This is a genomic window from Halalkalibaculum sp. DA3122, assembly GCF_043951865.1.
Lineage (GTDB): Bacteria > Bacteroidota > Rhodothermia > Balneolales > Balneolaceae > JAMQKA01.
In genome coordinates, this window is the sequence record NZ_JBINJF010000034.1 from 1 (window position 1) to 15,447 (window position 15,447).

Sequence of the window (15,447 nt, forward strand, 5' to 3'; positions counted from 1 at the left end):
GTGCTGTGCTAATGTCACTCAGTACCGTAATCGTGGCTATTAATGCCCGGTTCCTTAAAATCGAACGCTAAAAATGAGGTTATTATGAAACTTGTCAAAGCGTATATCCGGCCCATGTTACTGGAAGATGTTTACACAGCACTCCGTAAAGAAGGGCATTGCTGCATGACTGTTTTTGAAGGTGAAGGCACAGGTCGTTTCAGCGACCCCAATGATCAGCATGGGTCCCTAAACTTCCCGGCCATGCATACGCATGTGGCAAAGATTGAAATTGCAGTGGCATCAAAAGATGTAGCCACAGTTATCGACATTATTAAGAAGCATGGAAAAACGGGTCACAAAGGAGACGGTATACTCTTTGTCTGCCCTATAGAAAGAGTAACAAGAATTCGTGACGGTAAAGAGGGTGCAACAGTTCTTAATTAACTCTTGCCCACTTTAAGGTTGCTTTAAGGGAGGTTGTTGTATGTTACAGTAGAACATCAAAACCTATTGAATCTTAAAAGACCAAAAACACTATGGAATATTTAACATCACAGAAAGTCGATCTCTCCTATGATCAGGCCATAGAAAAAGTAACCGACCTACTCAAAGAAGAGGGCTTTGGCGTGCTAACAGAAATCGATGTCAAAGACACGTTGAAAAAGAAGCTGGATGTGGATTTCAAAAAGTACAAAATCCTGGGAGCCTGTAATCCAAATTTTGCTCACAAAGCACTGCAGGCAGAAGACAAGATTGGCGTGATGCTGCCCTGTAACGTCATTGTAGAGGAAAATGAAGATGGCACGGTAGAAGTTTCGACCGTAAACCCGGTGGCTTCAATGCAGGCTGTATCTAATGACCGGCTTCAGCCTATTGCTGACGAGGTCCGAACGAGATTAGAAAAGGTAATAAGCAACTTATAACAAAAAATTAAACTGAAATTTAATCCAAATAAAAGGTGACTACTATGAAACGCTTAACAATGATTCTATTCTTCATGCTACTCTTTACAACTATGGGTATGGCCCAGCAGAAGCAGGGAGACATGACACAAAAAAGGCAACAGATGATGGAGATGATGCAAGACTCCACCATGCGTGCCATGATGATACAGCATATGTCACAGAATCCCCAGATGCGGCAACAAATGATGCAGCAGATGATGGGTTCGATGAACATGGACAGTACCATGATGATGGGCAATATGCAGAAGATGATGAATAATCCTCAGATGAAGGAGCGCATGCAAAAGCATATGGAGATGATGCAGTCCATGATGCAGGATGGAGAAATGGACCATTCTAAAATGATGGAGATGATGGGTGACTCTTCCATGATGAAAATGCAGATGATGTGTATGCAGATGATGCAGGGTAACATGATGAATGGCCAGGGAATGATGAACAAAAATGATGGCATGAAAGGTAACAGCCACGGGCAACATCACAACTAATCATGGACTGGCTAAACGCTCTAAATACCCATTGGGCCCCGGTACTGTGGCTACTTCTTGCCGGGGTCTTTCTTATGATCTGGTATCTTGCTCTGCGCGGCAAGCACCGGCTTGAAATCAGAAATGCAACCGTCGAAGTTCACCGGAGACGATTTCAAACCGGTGAAATATCAAAAGAAGAGTTCAACAGGCTCAAAAGCTCACTTACCAACAACTAACCATATCACATAAAAATGAGCAAGCATACTCTTTGGATGATTATTGGATGCGGTGTTCCACTTCTGCTTCTTTTTTTCGCCCCAATGCTGGGGCTGAGCAGTAACATAACCATCTTTTTATTTGTCGTAGCGATGTTTGCCTGCCACATCCTGATGATTGGTCACCACCGAAAAGGATCCAAACATCAAGATCATCAACATTAAATTCGGAGATCACTATGAAAACGCTAAACATCAAAAAGATGGGATTGGCGGTTGGCGCTACCGGCGCTGTTCTATATATCGGCTGTATTATCCTGATGGTTTCGGTGGGAAGAGAGGGGGCTATTTTCTTCTTTAACAGTCTATTGCATGGACTGGATGTAGAACCCATAATTCGCATGAGTGTCCCGCCATTGGATGCACTGTTTGGCATCATACAAACATTTATTCTCGGTTGGCTGGTCGGTGCATTAATAGCGGCAATATATAATGTTGGCATAGAAAAGAAAGATCAGCCGGAGTAGACTGAAAAGCAGATTAATACATTAAAATCGCTGAATAAATTGGCCTCCGATGCTCAAGCATATTCAATTTAAGGTTAAAATTGGTGATCAAGAGCGATTTCTTACATCATTTGTTTGATGCGTAAGTAAGGTGAATTCAGAATATTAATGCAGAAATCAACCATCACCTTATGGAGTGCAGCTATGAAAGAGCATAACAAAACTACGGTATATGACTGGCCAACACGAATATTCCACTGGCTTTTTGCTTTACTTTTTGTAGTGGCTTATGTGATCGCAGAAACAGTAAGCGATGAGAGTTCCTTATTTTCCCTTCATATAATGACGGGACTTACAATTGGTTTTATATTGATTCTAAGAATTATTTGGGGATTTGTCGGGACCACCTATGCCCGTTTTTCATCCTTTAAATTAAACCCGGTAGAATTACTACAATACCTGAAAGATGCGGTTGTCACCAAGACCAAAAATTACCTCGGACACAACCCGGCCTCCAGCTATGCCGCTGTTGTGATGTTTGTCTGTGCTGCGGGATTGGCTATCACCGGAGTGATGATGACGGGTGGCGGTGGAAGCGACTTTTATGAAGAGACCCACGAACTGTTAGCCAATATATTTCTTATTGCAGTTATCGCACATGTGGGCGGTATTATTTTCCATCATGTAAAGCACCGGGATTCGCTGTGGTCAAGCATGCTTGATGGCAAAAAGAAAGCCCTACCAGAAAAAATGGGCATCACCAATAGCAAACGATGGGCTGGAATACTATTTTTAATCCTTACATTTACCTGGACAGGTTACCTGTACTCAACCTATGACAGCACGAATCAAACAATCAATTTATTCGGACAAGAGCTGACCATCGGTGAGGCGGAGCATGAGGAACATGAGTCTGCTTATGAGGGAGAATCCCATGAAGAAGAGAATGATGACGATTAAGCGATAATAACATGAAGAACAATGAACGATGGATTATTGCTACTATCCTTTTTGTAATAGCAGTACTGGCATCCATAGATATCTATAATGACTATTTTGAAGGAGTGGCACTGTGGCATATTTCGATTGAAGCTATCGTAGGACTTGTTGCGCTGGCAGGAGTTTTTTATTTGGTTCGAGGGCGATTCAGGTTGCAGCACTCGTTGGCCAGAGAGCAACAGTTTTCGAAGGATCTGCAAGCCGAGGCTGAAAAATGGAAACAGGTGTCCAAAAAATATGTGAAGGGACTGAGCGTCGAAATAGAAAATCAGCTGGATCGCTGGGGCTTGACGGAGGCTGAAAAGGAAGTCTCTTTTCTGTTGTTGAAAGGATTAAGCAACAAAGAAATTGCCGAGGTCAGAGGGACCAGCACCCAAACCGTGCGAAGCCAAACGAATGCCATCTATTCCAAGTCAGGACTTTCGGGACGTTCGGAACTCTCTGCTTTCTTTCTTGAAGATTTACTGCCTCCTCAAAAACAGGAAACAAGGTTAGAAGGTTAAATTTGTAACAGCGTCAAACTATGTCTGACAAAAGAGAAACTCCACTCACTAGTCCGTCCTTAGAGGGACATCACTGCACCGTTGACCTGCGCTTGGCGAAGCTAGGGATGGTTCCGTTTTTTCAAGATTTATCTGAAGAACAGCTCCGCGAAGTAAATAAAAAATTTACGGCTAAGCACTATTCCAAAGGAGAATCGATTTACCGTCAGGGCGATTCCGCGACCATGCTTCGTGTGGTTGTAGCGGGAAATGTAAAGTTAGTCTCTCACACTCTGGAGGGAGAAGGTGTACTGTTGGATATGCTGCAGCCGGGCGATTTTTTCGGAAATCCCATGGCCGGCAGCAAGGATATCTATGATGAAACAGCAGAAAATCAAACATCAGCTTGTATCCTTTCGATCAGGATTAGTGATTTTAAAGAAGTCATGAACCGGTATCCCTCGGTTGCTATGTCGGTTTTAGATATCATGGCTGACCGCCTTAATGAATCGAGGCAAAGGATACAGCATCTGACCACTTTGCCGGTAAAAAAGAGGTTGGCTCATATCCTTGTAACACTGGGCAATAAGTTTGGTGAAAAGCACAGTCGAGGATTGCTTATACAGCTCCCGCTTTCACGCAAAGATCTGGCTGACATGGCCGGTACATCTGCGGAAACCACCAGCCGGATTATGAGTCAATTCCAAGAGGATGATCTCATTACTTCCGGTCGCCAGTGGGTTGCGATCAATGACAAGCCGAAACTGCTGCGTATTTCGGCTGAAGATTGATCTCCCCCTACGCATTTATTGCTTCCGTAAGCTGCCTTTCATTTAATCCCTTCCCTTTCTACAAAATTTATTTGCACTAACTTGATCCAGCTCATTTTAGTGCTGTTGCCCACCTGTTACCTTTTGATTGAATCAACAAGACAAACCACGCAAAAGGTACTCATTATGAAATACTTGCAATCACATATAAAAACCACATTAGCATCAATTTTCACCTTAGTATTTATGCTTGGCTTTGCCTCAACCAGTCAAGCCCATTGCGATCGGGTGAACGGTCCCGTGGCGACGGATGCCCGAAAGGCGCTTGAAACCAGCGATATCTCCTATGCACTTATCTGGGTAACAGATCAACAAGCCGAGGAGCTCAAATCCACATTTGAGCAGAGCCTAAAAGTTTATACCAAGGGGGATGAATCCCAAGAGATTGCCGAACGCTATTTTATAAGTGAGACGGTAAGACTACACCGCGAGGCCGAAGGCATGCCCTTTACCGGCCTAAAACCCGCCCAGCCAGGCTCACAAGATATCCAGATAGCTGAACAAGCACTTGCCTCAGGCGAACTGGCCCCTGTCACCGAGATGCTGGCAAACGAAATCCAGAAGAAAACCTTGGAACTTTACAACAAAGCTATGGAAGCCAAAAGCGAAAAGGATAACAGCGTGGAAGCCGGCCGCGAGTGGGTGGACGCTTACGTAAAATATATCGTGTATGTCCACAAACTATATCAAAAAATTCAAGCCGGACCGGCTCATGGCGTCGGAGAGTAAAACATATTGCCAGAGGCCTGTCAGGTTTAGAAAACCTGGAAAGATCTCACAATAGGCAAACAAATCTTAAAACCTAATAGAGATAATTATTATGACAACGACAATATTGCGAAGCGATGAGCTAAGCTGCCCCTCATGCGTAGATAACATTGAATCCAATTTGAATAACACGGAGGGTGTATCCTCAGCCAAGGTTCATTTCAATACCGGACGCATCGAGGTAGAACATGATCCTGAAACTGTTTCCGATGAGGAGCTCATTAAAGTCATCGCACAGTCAGGATACGAAGCGAGAGTCTCTCAGTTTTAAAACCCTAAGATTATGAATTCACTGCAAACGCTATTGCGGAATCCAACAACACGGAAGAAAGCACTACTAATCGTCAGCGGCCTGCTCATTATTGCCGGTTGGGCCGTTAATTTCTTTTGGACCTCGGCTTGGTCGTTTAACGCTTTTATGCTGTTGGCAACACTGACGGCTGGATTTGAGATCGGCCGGCGGGCCTGGCAGGGGTTGCGGAACCTACATACTAACATTGAGCTGCTGGTAACCATTGCCGCAACAGGTGGCCTTGCCATTGGGGTGTACTGGGAAGCGGCGGCCGTGACATTCCTGTTTCTGCTCGGAGGGTGGCTGGAAGCAAGGACAATGAGCAAAACCCGAGATACCCTGAAAGAGCTCATCAATATGGCACCGGAAACAGCGATCGTCGTAGAAGATGGTGAGCGAAGAGAAATTCCGGCCCGACAAGTGAAACAAGGGATGCAGGTGCTGGTTAAGCCCGGATCAAAAATTCCGGTAGACGGTATGGTGGAATCCGGTACTACCTCGATAAATGAAAGTGCGATTACCGGAGAACCGATCCCGGCTGAAAAGCAGACCGGATTGGAAGTTTATGCGGGGACAATCAATAAAAACGGCCGTATTTACGTGCGTGCGACCAAATCAGGGGCCGACACCACGCTGGCCAAGATTATACGACGCGTAGAGGAAGCCCAGGAAGAAAAGGCTCCAACGCAGCGTTTCATCGAACGATTTGCAAGCTGGTACACACCCGGCATTGTGGGGCTTGGTATCGCATCCTACCTATTTACCTGGAACCTGGAGCTTGCACTGACATTGTTAGTGATCGGATGCCCGGGAGCACTTGTGATATCGACCCCGATTTCCGTCATAACGGGTATAGGAAATGCCGCCAAAAAAGGAATTCTTATCAAAGGAGGCGAATACCTGGAAAATGCGGGTAAAGTTACTGGTATAGCCTTAGATAAAACCGGTACATTAACAACAGGTAAACCGACTGTTAGCGAGATGATTCACTTTTCAAAAGAAGCCGCTTTAGCTGGTGTTGACCAAAAGGAGGAATTTCAGGAAGTACATACGGTTTCTTTGTCTGGTCAAAACAGTGAGTCACTCCCATCAGAAGGGGAAGAACTTCTCTATTGGGCTGCGGTAGCCGAATCAGCCTCTGAACATCCGTTGGCGGAGGCTATTTTGGCCGATGGACAATCAAACCGTATCCCGGAGCCCGACCAGTTTGAATCATATACAGGGCAAGGAATTGAAGCAGTATTGGGTGACGATTATATCTATGTAGGGAAAGCCGATTTTCTGAAGGAAAGGGGAATATCCATTAGTGCAGTCATTAATAAAGAGATTCAGAATCTGACCAATAAAGGACGCACGGTTGTGTTGGTAGCACGTAACAACGAACTGCTTGGAGCTATCGGGATAGCCGACCAAATGCGCCCGGAAGCCCCTAAGATGATATCAAGACTCCGTGAAAATGGCATTGAACGCATCGCGATGCTTACCGGTGATGCCCGGGCCACGGCTGAAGTTATTGCCGAAGAAACAGGGATCACAGAGGTGCATGCGGGCATTCTACCGGAAGACAAAAATGATATCATTCTTGAAATGCAACAGCAAGGGTACCAAGTAGCAATGATCGGTGACGGAATCAACGATGCCCCTGCATTGGCAATCGCTGATATTGGCATTGCCATGGGAGCAGCCGGCACCGATGTGGCGATAGAAACGGCTGATATAGCGCTGATGTCAGACAAGCTGATGAATGTTCCGGAGTCCCTGAGGATATCAAAAATGACCTTACGTAATATACATCAAAATGTAGCCATTGCCTTGGTAACGGTAGCGGCATTACTTGCCGGTGTATTTGCGGGATCGGTACATATGGCGGCTGGAATGCTCGTTCATGAGTTTTCGGTTATGGCGGTAATATTAAACGGTATGCGATTACGTTGGATTTAATTATAGTAGTTAATAACCCCTATTTTAAAACTCCTCTCCTAATTTAAGCTTGTTTTAAGGCGTCTGTTCCTATCTTGCTATTAGTTTAAATACAGTTCTGGCTGTATTTACCAACCGTTAATTAAAACATCAGGATTATGTTTTACGATCATCACTTTATAGGCATGCATTGGATATGGTGGCTCATTGTGGTTGGTATTATCCTTCTGGTTGTTTTCAATGTCATTCCCTATCGCTCCAAAACAGAACTGGAAGAGAATGCCATGGAAATATTAAAGAAAAGGTTTGCCCGCGGGGAAATTGAACGGGAAGAGTTTGAGGAACGAAAAAAAATCTTAAAGCAAAGCAATTAATATTTAAAACTAAAAACTATGAAGAAAGTAAAAGTTGCCGTAAACGGTTACGGAGTAATCGGTAAAAGAGTAGCTGAGGCAGTGACCCTGCAAGATGATATGGAGCTCATTGGAATTGGCGATGTAGCTGCCGACTGGAGAATTCAAACAGCTGAATCAAAAGGATACTCCATATATGCCAATACCGAAGAAGGGTGGAAATTGATGACCAATAATAACATCCAGGTAGTCGGCAATCTTGATGATCTGCTTGATAGTGCCGATGTAGTTGTGGACTGTGCTCCCAAAAAGTTCGGGGCTCAAAATGCGGAAAAATACCGGCAAACGGGAGTAAAATTTATCGTTCAGGGTGGCGAAAAACATGAAACCACCGGTCATTCTTTCAGCGCAGAAAACAATTACACCTCGGCTCTGGACCGCCAGAGCACCCGCGTTGTCTCCTGCAACACCACCTCCATTGTGCGAACCCTGAGTGCATTGAAACGAACCGGACTGCTTAAAAAAGCGCGTGGTACTCTGCTGCGGCGAGCCACCGACCCATGGGAAAGCCATAAAAATGGCATCATGAATACGATGGTACCTGAACCGGACATACCCAGTCATCAAGGCCCCGATGCCCAAAGCGTGGATCCTGAGCTGGATGTGGTAACCGCAGCTGTAAAAGTACCCCAAACACTTTCTCACCTGCACTACTGGACCGTTCAATTGACCCGGGAAGCATCCAAAGAAGAAGTGTTGGAAGCTTTAGGCACCTCTTCCAGAACCGCTTTTATACGCATGGATAATGGATTATCAGCAAATAATGCTGTGAAAGAATTAATGCTGGATATAGGCCGTCCTCACGGTGATATGTACGAGGTGGCCATATGGGAAGATATGTTGAAAGTGGAGGGAGACGAGCTTTACTACGCCTACCTGGTTGATAACCAGGCCATTGTAATTCCCGAAACCATCGATGCCATTCGAGCACTAACCGGCTTAGAATCCAATCCCGAAAAATCGATAGACAAAACAAATCGATCACTGGGTATTAAGCAACGGTTTATTTAGGAAATGATCCATTTTCATTACCAAAAACTCTTTTAACTGAACGGAGCAATTACATGGAACGAGGAATTGAACATTCAGGAGCCTGGGTTATAGCGCTTTTTGTTATCGTTATTGCTTCTTGGCTATTATACAAGTACATGGCACCCAAATCCTGGCGGGAGTGGGTGGGAGCTGGTTTAATTCAAGGCTTTATCATTGCATTGTATGCAGAGATGTATGGCTTTCCCCTTACTATTTATTTGATGGCGCGATTCTTGGGAATTGACAGCGGGTCTGTAGATGCCAATCTCTGGTCCACAATATTAGGTATGGGGCAGACCGGCATGATGATCTCAATGATTCTGGGCTATGCCCTGCTTTTTATTGGCTTCGGAATTTTTATCCAGGGCTGGCGTCAGCTTTACCATGCCAAGCAGGAAAACAGGCTGGCAACCGACGGATTATACAGCCTGGTCAGACATCCCCAATACACTGGATTGTTTATCGGGCTTTTTGGAGAGGGGGTCATTCACTGGCCGACTATATTTTCCGTTGGTCTGTTTCCGGTGATCGTAATCGCTTATGTCCTGCTTGCCCGAAGGGAAGAGAAGAAGGTAATTGAAGAGTTTGGTGAAGAGTATCTCCAGTACAAACGAAACGTGCCGGCCTTCCTTCCGGCGAAAGACAACTGGAAACAGTTTGTTCAACGGTCCGGTAATACTGGCCAATCAAATTTGTAGTTATTTCAATTCAATAATGGTCTAAAATATGGCACCGATCACAGTCACCAAAGCCTCCGGAGAAAAAGAATCATTTGATGAAAATAAACTTCGGCGTTCACTCAACAGTGCAGGTGCTGATCAACAAATTATTGATCGAATTGCAAATGCAATCAGTGAGATACTCTATGATGGCATTTCTACTCAGGAGATCTATAAAAGGGCTTTTCGACTGCTTAGACAGTATTCCTATCGTTCCGCCGGACGTTATAAGTTAAAAGAAGCATTATTGGAGCTGGGACCTACTGGTTACCCCTTTGAAAAGTTTGTTAGCGAACTACTTAAGAGGTTAGGGTACTATACTGAAACAGGAATTGTTGTGGAGGGCAACTGCGTATCCCATGAAATTGATGTGATTGCTGAGAAGGATAACAAGCATTTCATGATAGAATGCAAATTTCACAACCGAAAAGGGCATAAATGTAATGTGAAAGTCCCCCTTTACATTCAATCGCGATTCAAGGATGTAGAGAGAAACTGGAGTAGCCAGCCCGGTCACGAAGACAAGCAACACCAGGGATGGGTGGTAACCAATACTCGATTTACCAAGGATGCCCTGCAGTATGGCAATTGTATCGGCCTTAAACTGTTAAGTTGGGACTATCCCCACAATAAGGGGCTTAAAGATCTTATTACCCAAGTGAATCTCCATCCTATTACTTGTCTTTCAACCCTTAGTAAAAAAGATAAACAGCAGTTGCTTCAGCAGAATATCGTTTTTTGCCAACAGTTATGTGAGAATGATAAAATCCTGACAAGCATAGGACTGGACAGCCGCAAGAAGAATCAAGTATTGAAGGAGGCTAAGGATATCTGTAATACCAATGAAAATGAGATAACTAAATGAAATACTCCGATGATAACCACCTCGAAAGGGAACCTACTTTAATTATTTACTGCAAGGAATGGTGTGAATATCTCCAAAAATTAGTCAATCTGCTTCGGGCCAAACAACAAGCATTTACCTTTATCGATTTACGCTTTGATACCAAGCAAGCAAAAGCGTTGATATCTGAACTGGGTAATCCCTTGATTCTTCCTGTACTCTTCTTAAATGGAATCTATCACGAAAAGCCCCCAATTTCGAAAGTCAAAAGTATTTTAGATCAATATCAATGGCGACAACAGGTTGACCAAAAGTATTATGGTACCCTACCAGCACAAGACCATCAGTAACTACTTTACCTATGGCTACGATAAACGTAACAAAAGCATCCGGTGAACAAGAGCCTTTCAATGAGGCTAAGCTCCGTCGTATGCTGGTTGCTACCGGTGCTGATTCCAAAGTGATTGACCAGGTAATTAAGGCTATAGAGGATAAACTCTATGATGGTATTTCTACCCAAAGGATAACAGAAGAAGCATTTCGTCAGCTACCAAAAAAATCAGAAAATATTCGATTCGATAAGATACCAACAGAACACGAACCACCTTCCGACTTTGATAGTAAAAGGCTGGATAGGTTGCAACGCCACGCTTTCGATTATTTCTTGCATGAAACCAATCCGAATAACGGGCTGGTAGCAGACAATTCACAGTTGGGCGCGCCTGCCAGTATAGCATCGGTCGGTTTTGCATTAGGAGCCTATGTGGTTGGAGTCGAACGCGGCTGGATATCACGAAGGGAGGCCATTCAACGTACCTTATCCACCCTGCGCTTCTTTTGGACCAGCGAGCAAAGTCCCGCTCCAAATGCTACCGGTCACAAAGGCTTCTATTATCATTTTCTGGATATGAAGACTGGGAAACGTGCTGGAAGGTGCGAATTGTCGACGATCGATACCGGTATTCTGCTGTCCGGCATGCTTCTGGCTGCCGCTTTTTTTGACCGCGAAACCAAACAGGAACAGGAAATACGTAACCTGGCCGATGACATTTATCACCGTGTCGATTGGAAATGGGCGTGCAACGGTAAGGCCACAATCACCCACGGATGGACACCTGAGAACGGTTTTTTGCCATACCGGTGGGAAGGCTATGACGAGGCCGGACTCCTGTACGTCCTTGCGCTTGGCTCTCCGTCCCAACCGTTGCCGAAGGAAAGCTACAAAGCCTGGACCTCTACCTATGAATGGAAAAAGTTATATGGCTATGAATTTGTATACGGTGGCCCGCTTTTTATCCACCAGTATTCCCACATCTGGATCGATTTTCGTGGAATCCAAGACACTATTATGCGGGAAAAAGGGATCGACTATTTTGAAAACAGCCGTCGTGCTACCTATGTCCAGCAAGAATATGCCATACGAAACCCGTTGGAATTTAAAGGCTATGGGAAAAATTTCTGGGGCATAACAGCCAGTGACGGCCCCGGGTGGACAACAAGAAAAGTTAACGGCATTGAACGCTCCTTCTTCGGCTATATCGCCCGTGGCGCACCCTACGGACCCGATGATGGCACGGTTGCCCCATGGGCTGTAGTCGCTTCGCTACCCTTCGCCCCTGAAATTGTATTGCCAACCATCCAAAATTTCCAAGACGTGTATCCCCAGATTACAGGGAAATATTGCCTGAGATGTAGTTTTAACCTCAGTTATCCTAATGGTGAAAATGAGAACGATGGTTGGACGTCGTTTTATCATTATGGTATCAATCTTGGTCCGGTTGTCTTGATGATCGAAAATTATCGGTCCGGATTAATCTGGAAGCTTATGCGTGGCTCCAAACATCTTCTAAAGGGATTAAAAAAAGCAGGATTTAGCAATGGTTGGCTATAAGCCCATATTAATACCATTTTATAGTAGGTTAACTATAACTATTAAAGAGAGTTGTGATGAATAAAAAAGACATTGGATTATATTTGGTAATAATAGGACTCCTCGTTTTTCTATCCTCTTGTCAAATGGGAAGATCAGACTACATGAGCGAAGAACAACGGAAGGAATTAGAAACCGCCTATGATTCTCTGCAGTCTAATTACAAAATGCTGCTGGTAAACTACGAAGCAGAAACAGATACTTTGCCTTCGGAATTAAAATCTCTCTATAGCCAGATGCAGAAGATGCACAGTGAGATGGATGTCAGCCACCGACAAATGATGGCTGGCAACATGGGACGTCATATGCAGGGCGATAATATGATGGCTGAAGGCATGGGCATGCACATGCAAAGTCATATGACCGGTGAGTGGTATAGTCAGATGATGGGCATGCACGATCAGATGGCCCGAATGCACCAGCGGATGGGACAACAAGATATGGCCCGGATAAACCGTCATCTCTCCGAAGAGTATGGTAATATGAGAAAAATGATTCCCGGCCTAGATGAGCCCAGCGAGGTGCCTTTTAATGAGGAAGGAGATCCTGCGTTATTGAATGGTGAAAACCTGTATTCTCAAAACTGCGCCTCCTGTCACGGAGGTAATGCCGAGGGTGTATCAGGCGTTTTTCCACCACTGGTCGATTCTGAGTGGGTCACCGGCGATAAATCCGTTCCCATCCGAATTTTACTTCATGGTCTACAAGGTGAGATTGAAGTACAAGAACAAGAATATCAAGGCAGCATGCCTTCTTTTAAAGCACGACTCAGTGCAGCAGAAATAGCGGCCATTCTCAATCACCTGCGCGAGGAAAGTGAGGGAGATCATCCGAACATTTCCCAAGAAGACATCATCCGAATTAGCAATACCTACAGCGACCGAGCTACTCCTTGGAATGCAGAAGAGTTGAATGTACAAGAACAAGGCAACCAATAATATGCATGCCGAGTCTAATAAAACGGCCCTTGTTCTCTGCGGAGGCGGGGCCCAAGGCGCTGCCGAAATTGGTTTCTATCAAGCTATGGTGGAGCAGGGGGTAAAGCCGGATTATATTATTGGCACTTCAATCGGGGCTATTAACGGGGCTTTCATTGCCTCTGGACTAGATATAAGTCAATTAAAAGAACTATGGAAAGGAATTTCAGAACAGAAACTTTACCGGTTCAACCCGGAGCTTCTATGGAAATGGGGTAATGCTTCCAGTTTATTCAAACCCACAGGTAAAAAGAAATTTCTACAACATCACTTGCCGGTAGATACATTTGAAGAACTTTCGATCCCTTTAACTGTTGTAGCAACTGATCTCCAAAAGGCAAGTTCTACATATCTTGATAAAGGTCCGTTAATGCCCGCCTTAATGGCCAGTAGTGCCCTTCCCGTTTATTTTCCGCCACAAGTGATTAACAACAATCAGTTGGTAGATGGCGGAATTTCCAATAACATACCTATTGACAAGGCTTACGATCTTGGAGCCGATACTATTTATTGCATTTTAAGTGAATGCCGACATCAGTTCAGCAATACCGTAACTGGATTGTTTAACATGATAATTCGCACGGCCCAGGTCAGCCAGCACCAAAAACTTAGAAACGACATTCAAGAAATTGCTGCCAGTACGGAGCTGTATCTCTTGGATCTCTGCATTAATACCCGTCTGACCAGCGTGCTGGATTTCAGCAAAACTGAAATGATCATTGAAGAAGCATACCAATTTTCCAAACGAGCCCTGGAGCAAGGATATGGGTGCGTTCCTTTGCCAATTGATCGCTCTTAAAAGTCTACTCGAAATCTTACAAAAACTTGATCCAGCTCTTCCCAACTGTTAAATAGCGTTCCTTCTTCTCCCCAAATCAAAAATGCCCCTAATCCGGCTTCTAAATTGTCGATGGCCTGGTAGGTAAGCTCAGGTGATAGCCCGTATCCCAGTTGTTCCCAATCGTTGACTTCCAGGGTATTATTAAAAGCAACTAACACATCTTCATTAAAAAAGTCCTGCTCAAGCCGTATTACAAAATAGTCGTTCAAATTTTCTGTCCCCCGCTCGGTGTAAAATCCATGCATCCACTGGGTATTCAGGTAGATACCATTTGTGAAAGTATAATCACCACCAATCGTAAATTTCAGATAGGGGTCATCTTCCAATTGGATTTCCCGGCTTGAAAAACCATTTACATCTGAAATCAACTCCACCTTTTCAGGTAAGAACAGACCAGCCTCTCCCCATATTCCTATTCCCGAAACCTCAGTCACAACATCAGCTCCAATAACCTGCATCCTGGGGAATTCCATCTCTATTTGGGGCTGTAGTGGCGGAGAGATAGTCAAGCTTGTTGCTATAGGGATATCATCATAGCCATTAAAGTAACTAATGGAATAATCCCATTTATCGATGCTGCCATCCCAGCGAAAGGCAAACATGCTGTTTGCGGGCGTCCGGCCGGGAAGGTTCAATTCGTCATTGAATGCACCCAAATCACCCAGAAATAAGGCAGACCCATTCCGGGGAAGTAGAACCGGGGTTATGCCCGGCAACCATACTCCCGTTAACCGGCTGCCATCAATATACCAGGTCCCCTTGAACGCCCAAGAAGGAGCCATCTCAGTAAAGTTAACAAAATCGGAAAAATCATTGGGGTTCAGGTTGTCGGTGGGATTCAGGTTGTCGGCCCGTCCCCAGGCAATGCGCTGTTTTCCAACGCGGATGTCCAAATCATCAAACAGGAATCCATAAACATCGATAAAAGCCTCCCACACCGAAAGCTCATGGGGAAATTCGGATTCCAGGCGTTCGAGGTCACTCAATGACTGCGGATCAGGGAAATCGTAAAACCGAAGATCCATGCTGCTGAACATATACAACCGGGATCCTACCGGGGCACTCATTTCCAGCCGGAATCGATTATAGAAATTATCGATATAGATGCTGTCACCGCCTGTCACAAACCGCTTGTCCAACTGCAGGAAACCGCTAAATGTAGGCTGGGCATTAATCAGCTGCGTATTGATCACAAGCAAGAAAATGAGGGAAAGCCCCGTACTTATAAATAACGATATGACTCTTTTCCGGATCATAACCGA

The 15,447-nt window shown here is 44.7% G+C and carries 20 protein-coding genes; 19 read left to right on the top strand and 1 reads right to left on the bottom strand.

Annotated features, from left to right (window positions below):
- Nucleotides 1-84: 84 nt before the first annotated feature.
- The 19 genes from ACG2F4_RS16720 to ACG2F4_RS16810 all read left to right on the top strand — a co-directional run bounded on the left by ACG2F4_RS16720 (nucleotide 85) and on the right by ACG2F4_RS16810 (nucleotide 14,143).
- Nucleotides 85-426, top strand: a complete 342-nt coding sequence (locus ACG2F4_RS16720) for a P-II family nitrogen regulator (protein WP_395262035.1) — start codon at nucleotides 85-87, stop codon at nucleotides 424-426.
- A gap of 92 nt (nucleotides 427-518) precedes the next feature.
- Nucleotides 519-905, top strand: a complete 387-nt coding sequence (locus ACG2F4_RS16725) for a DUF302 domain-containing protein (protein WP_395262036.1) — start codon at nucleotides 519-521, stop codon at nucleotides 903-905.
- A gap of 74 nt (nucleotides 906-979) precedes the next feature.
- On the top strand, nucleotides 980-1,435 hold the full coding sequence (locus ACG2F4_RS16730) for a hypothetical protein (protein ID WP_395262037.1): 456 nt from the start codon (nucleotides 980-982) through the stop codon (nucleotides 1,433-1,435).
- Between the two features lie 2 nt (nucleotides 1,436-1,437).
- A complete protein-coding gene (locus ACG2F4_RS16735) occupies nucleotides 1,438-1,653 on the top strand; it encodes a hypothetical protein (protein ID WP_395262038.1) in 216 nt (71 codons plus the stop codon).
- A gap of 218 nt (nucleotides 1,654-1,871) precedes the next feature.
- A complete protein-coding gene (locus ACG2F4_RS16740; RefSeq protein WP_395262039.1) occupies nucleotides 1,872-2,159 on the top strand; it encodes a DUF5676 family membrane protein in 288 nt (95 codons plus the stop codon).
- A 147-nt stretch (nucleotides 2,160-2,306) separates the two neighbouring features.
- Nucleotides 2,307-3,098: a cytochrome b/b6 domain-containing protein gene (locus tag ACG2F4_RS16745; RefSeq protein WP_395262040.1), complete on the top strand. Its 792-nt coding sequence runs from the start codon at nucleotides 2,307-2,309 to the stop codon at nucleotides 3,096-3,098.
- Between the two features lie 11 nt (nucleotides 3,099-3,109).
- Entirely contained in the window at nucleotides 3,110-3,640 is a 531-nt protein-coding gene (locus tag ACG2F4_RS16750; protein ID WP_395262041.1) for a helix-turn-helix transcriptional regulator, read from the top strand.
- A gap of 20 nt (nucleotides 3,641-3,660) precedes the next feature.
- Nucleotides 3,661-4,410, top strand: coding sequence for a Crp/Fnr family transcriptional regulator (locus ACG2F4_RS16755; RefSeq protein WP_395262042.1), 750 nt, complete (start codon nucleotides 3,661-3,663; stop codon nucleotides 4,408-4,410).
- A 225-nt stretch (nucleotides 4,411-4,635) separates the two neighbouring features.
- On the top strand, nucleotides 4,636-5,178 hold the full coding sequence (locus tag ACG2F4_RS16760) for a DUF6448 family protein (protein ID WP_395262043.1): 543 nt from the start codon (nucleotides 4,636-4,638) through the stop codon (nucleotides 5,176-5,178).
- A 91-nt stretch (nucleotides 5,179-5,269) separates the two neighbouring features.
- Nucleotides 5,270-5,488, top strand: a complete 219-nt coding sequence (locus tag ACG2F4_RS16765; RefSeq protein ID WP_395262044.1) for a heavy-metal-associated domain-containing protein — start codon at nucleotides 5,270-5,272, stop codon at nucleotides 5,486-5,488.
- A 12-nt stretch (nucleotides 5,489-5,500) separates the two neighbouring features.
- A complete protein-coding gene (locus ACG2F4_RS16770) occupies nucleotides 5,501-7,450 on the top strand; it encodes a heavy metal translocating P-type ATPase (protein ID WP_395262045.1) in 1,950 nt (649 codons plus the stop codon).
- Nucleotides 7,451-7,587: 137 nt separating this feature from the next.
- Nucleotides 7,588-7,803 carry an SHOCT domain-containing protein gene (locus ACG2F4_RS16775; RefSeq protein ID WP_395262046.1) on the top strand — a complete coding sequence of 72 codons (216 nt, stop codon included), beginning with the start codon at nucleotides 7,588-7,590 and terminating at the stop codon, nucleotides 7,801-7,803.
- 18 nt (nucleotides 7,804-7,821) lie between these two features.
- Nucleotides 7,822-8,853 carry a type II glyceraldehyde-3-phosphate dehydrogenase gene (locus ACG2F4_RS16780; RefSeq protein WP_395262047.1) on the top strand — a complete coding sequence of 344 codons (1,032 nt, stop codon included), beginning with the start codon at nucleotides 7,822-7,824 and terminating at the stop codon, nucleotides 8,851-8,853.
- A 53-nt stretch (nucleotides 8,854-8,906) separates the two neighbouring features.
- On the top strand, nucleotides 8,907-9,572 hold the full coding sequence (locus tag ACG2F4_RS16785) for a methyltransferase family protein (protein WP_395262048.1): 666 nt from the start codon (nucleotides 8,907-8,909) through the stop codon (nucleotides 9,570-9,572).
- 28 nt (nucleotides 9,573-9,600) lie between these two features.
- Nucleotides 9,601-10,458, top strand: a complete 858-nt coding sequence (locus ACG2F4_RS16790) for an ATP cone domain-containing protein (RefSeq protein WP_395262049.1) — start codon at nucleotides 9,601-9,603, stop codon at nucleotides 10,456-10,458.
- Entirely contained in the window at nucleotides 10,455-10,787 is a 333-nt protein-coding gene (locus tag ACG2F4_RS16795) for a glutaredoxin family protein (RefSeq protein WP_395262050.1), read from the top strand. Before ACG2F4_RS16790 ends, ACG2F4_RS16795 begins: the two co-directional genes overlap by 4 nt.
- A gap of 11 nt (nucleotides 10,788-10,798) precedes the next feature.
- Nucleotides 10,799-12,328 (top strand): glucoamylase family protein, encoded by a 1,530-nt coding sequence (locus tag ACG2F4_RS16800; protein ID WP_395262051.1) that lies wholly within the window; start codon nucleotides 10,799-10,801, stop codon nucleotides 12,326-12,328.
- A 56-nt stretch (nucleotides 12,329-12,384) separates the two neighbouring features.
- Nucleotides 12,385-13,305: a c-type cytochrome gene (locus ACG2F4_RS16805; protein WP_395262052.1), complete on the top strand. Its 921-nt coding sequence runs from the start codon at nucleotides 12,385-12,387 to the stop codon at nucleotides 13,303-13,305.
- On the top strand, nucleotides 13,280-14,143 hold the full coding sequence (locus tag ACG2F4_RS16810) for a patatin-like phospholipase family protein (protein WP_395262053.1): 864 nt from the start codon (nucleotides 13,280-13,282) through the stop codon (nucleotides 14,141-14,143). The genes ACG2F4_RS16805 and ACG2F4_RS16810 overlap by 26 nt, the downstream gene beginning before the upstream one ends.
- Here the strand turns inward: ACG2F4_RS16810 and ACG2F4_RS16815 are convergent.
- Nucleotides 14,140-15,441, bottom strand: a complete 1,302-nt coding sequence (locus ACG2F4_RS16815; protein ID WP_395262054.1) for a hypothetical protein — start codon at nucleotides 15,439-15,441, stop codon at nucleotides 14,140-14,142. The two genes, ACG2F4_RS16810 and ACG2F4_RS16815, sit on opposite strands and share 4 nt — an antisense overlap.
- Nucleotides 15,442-15,447: the final 6 nt, after the last annotated feature.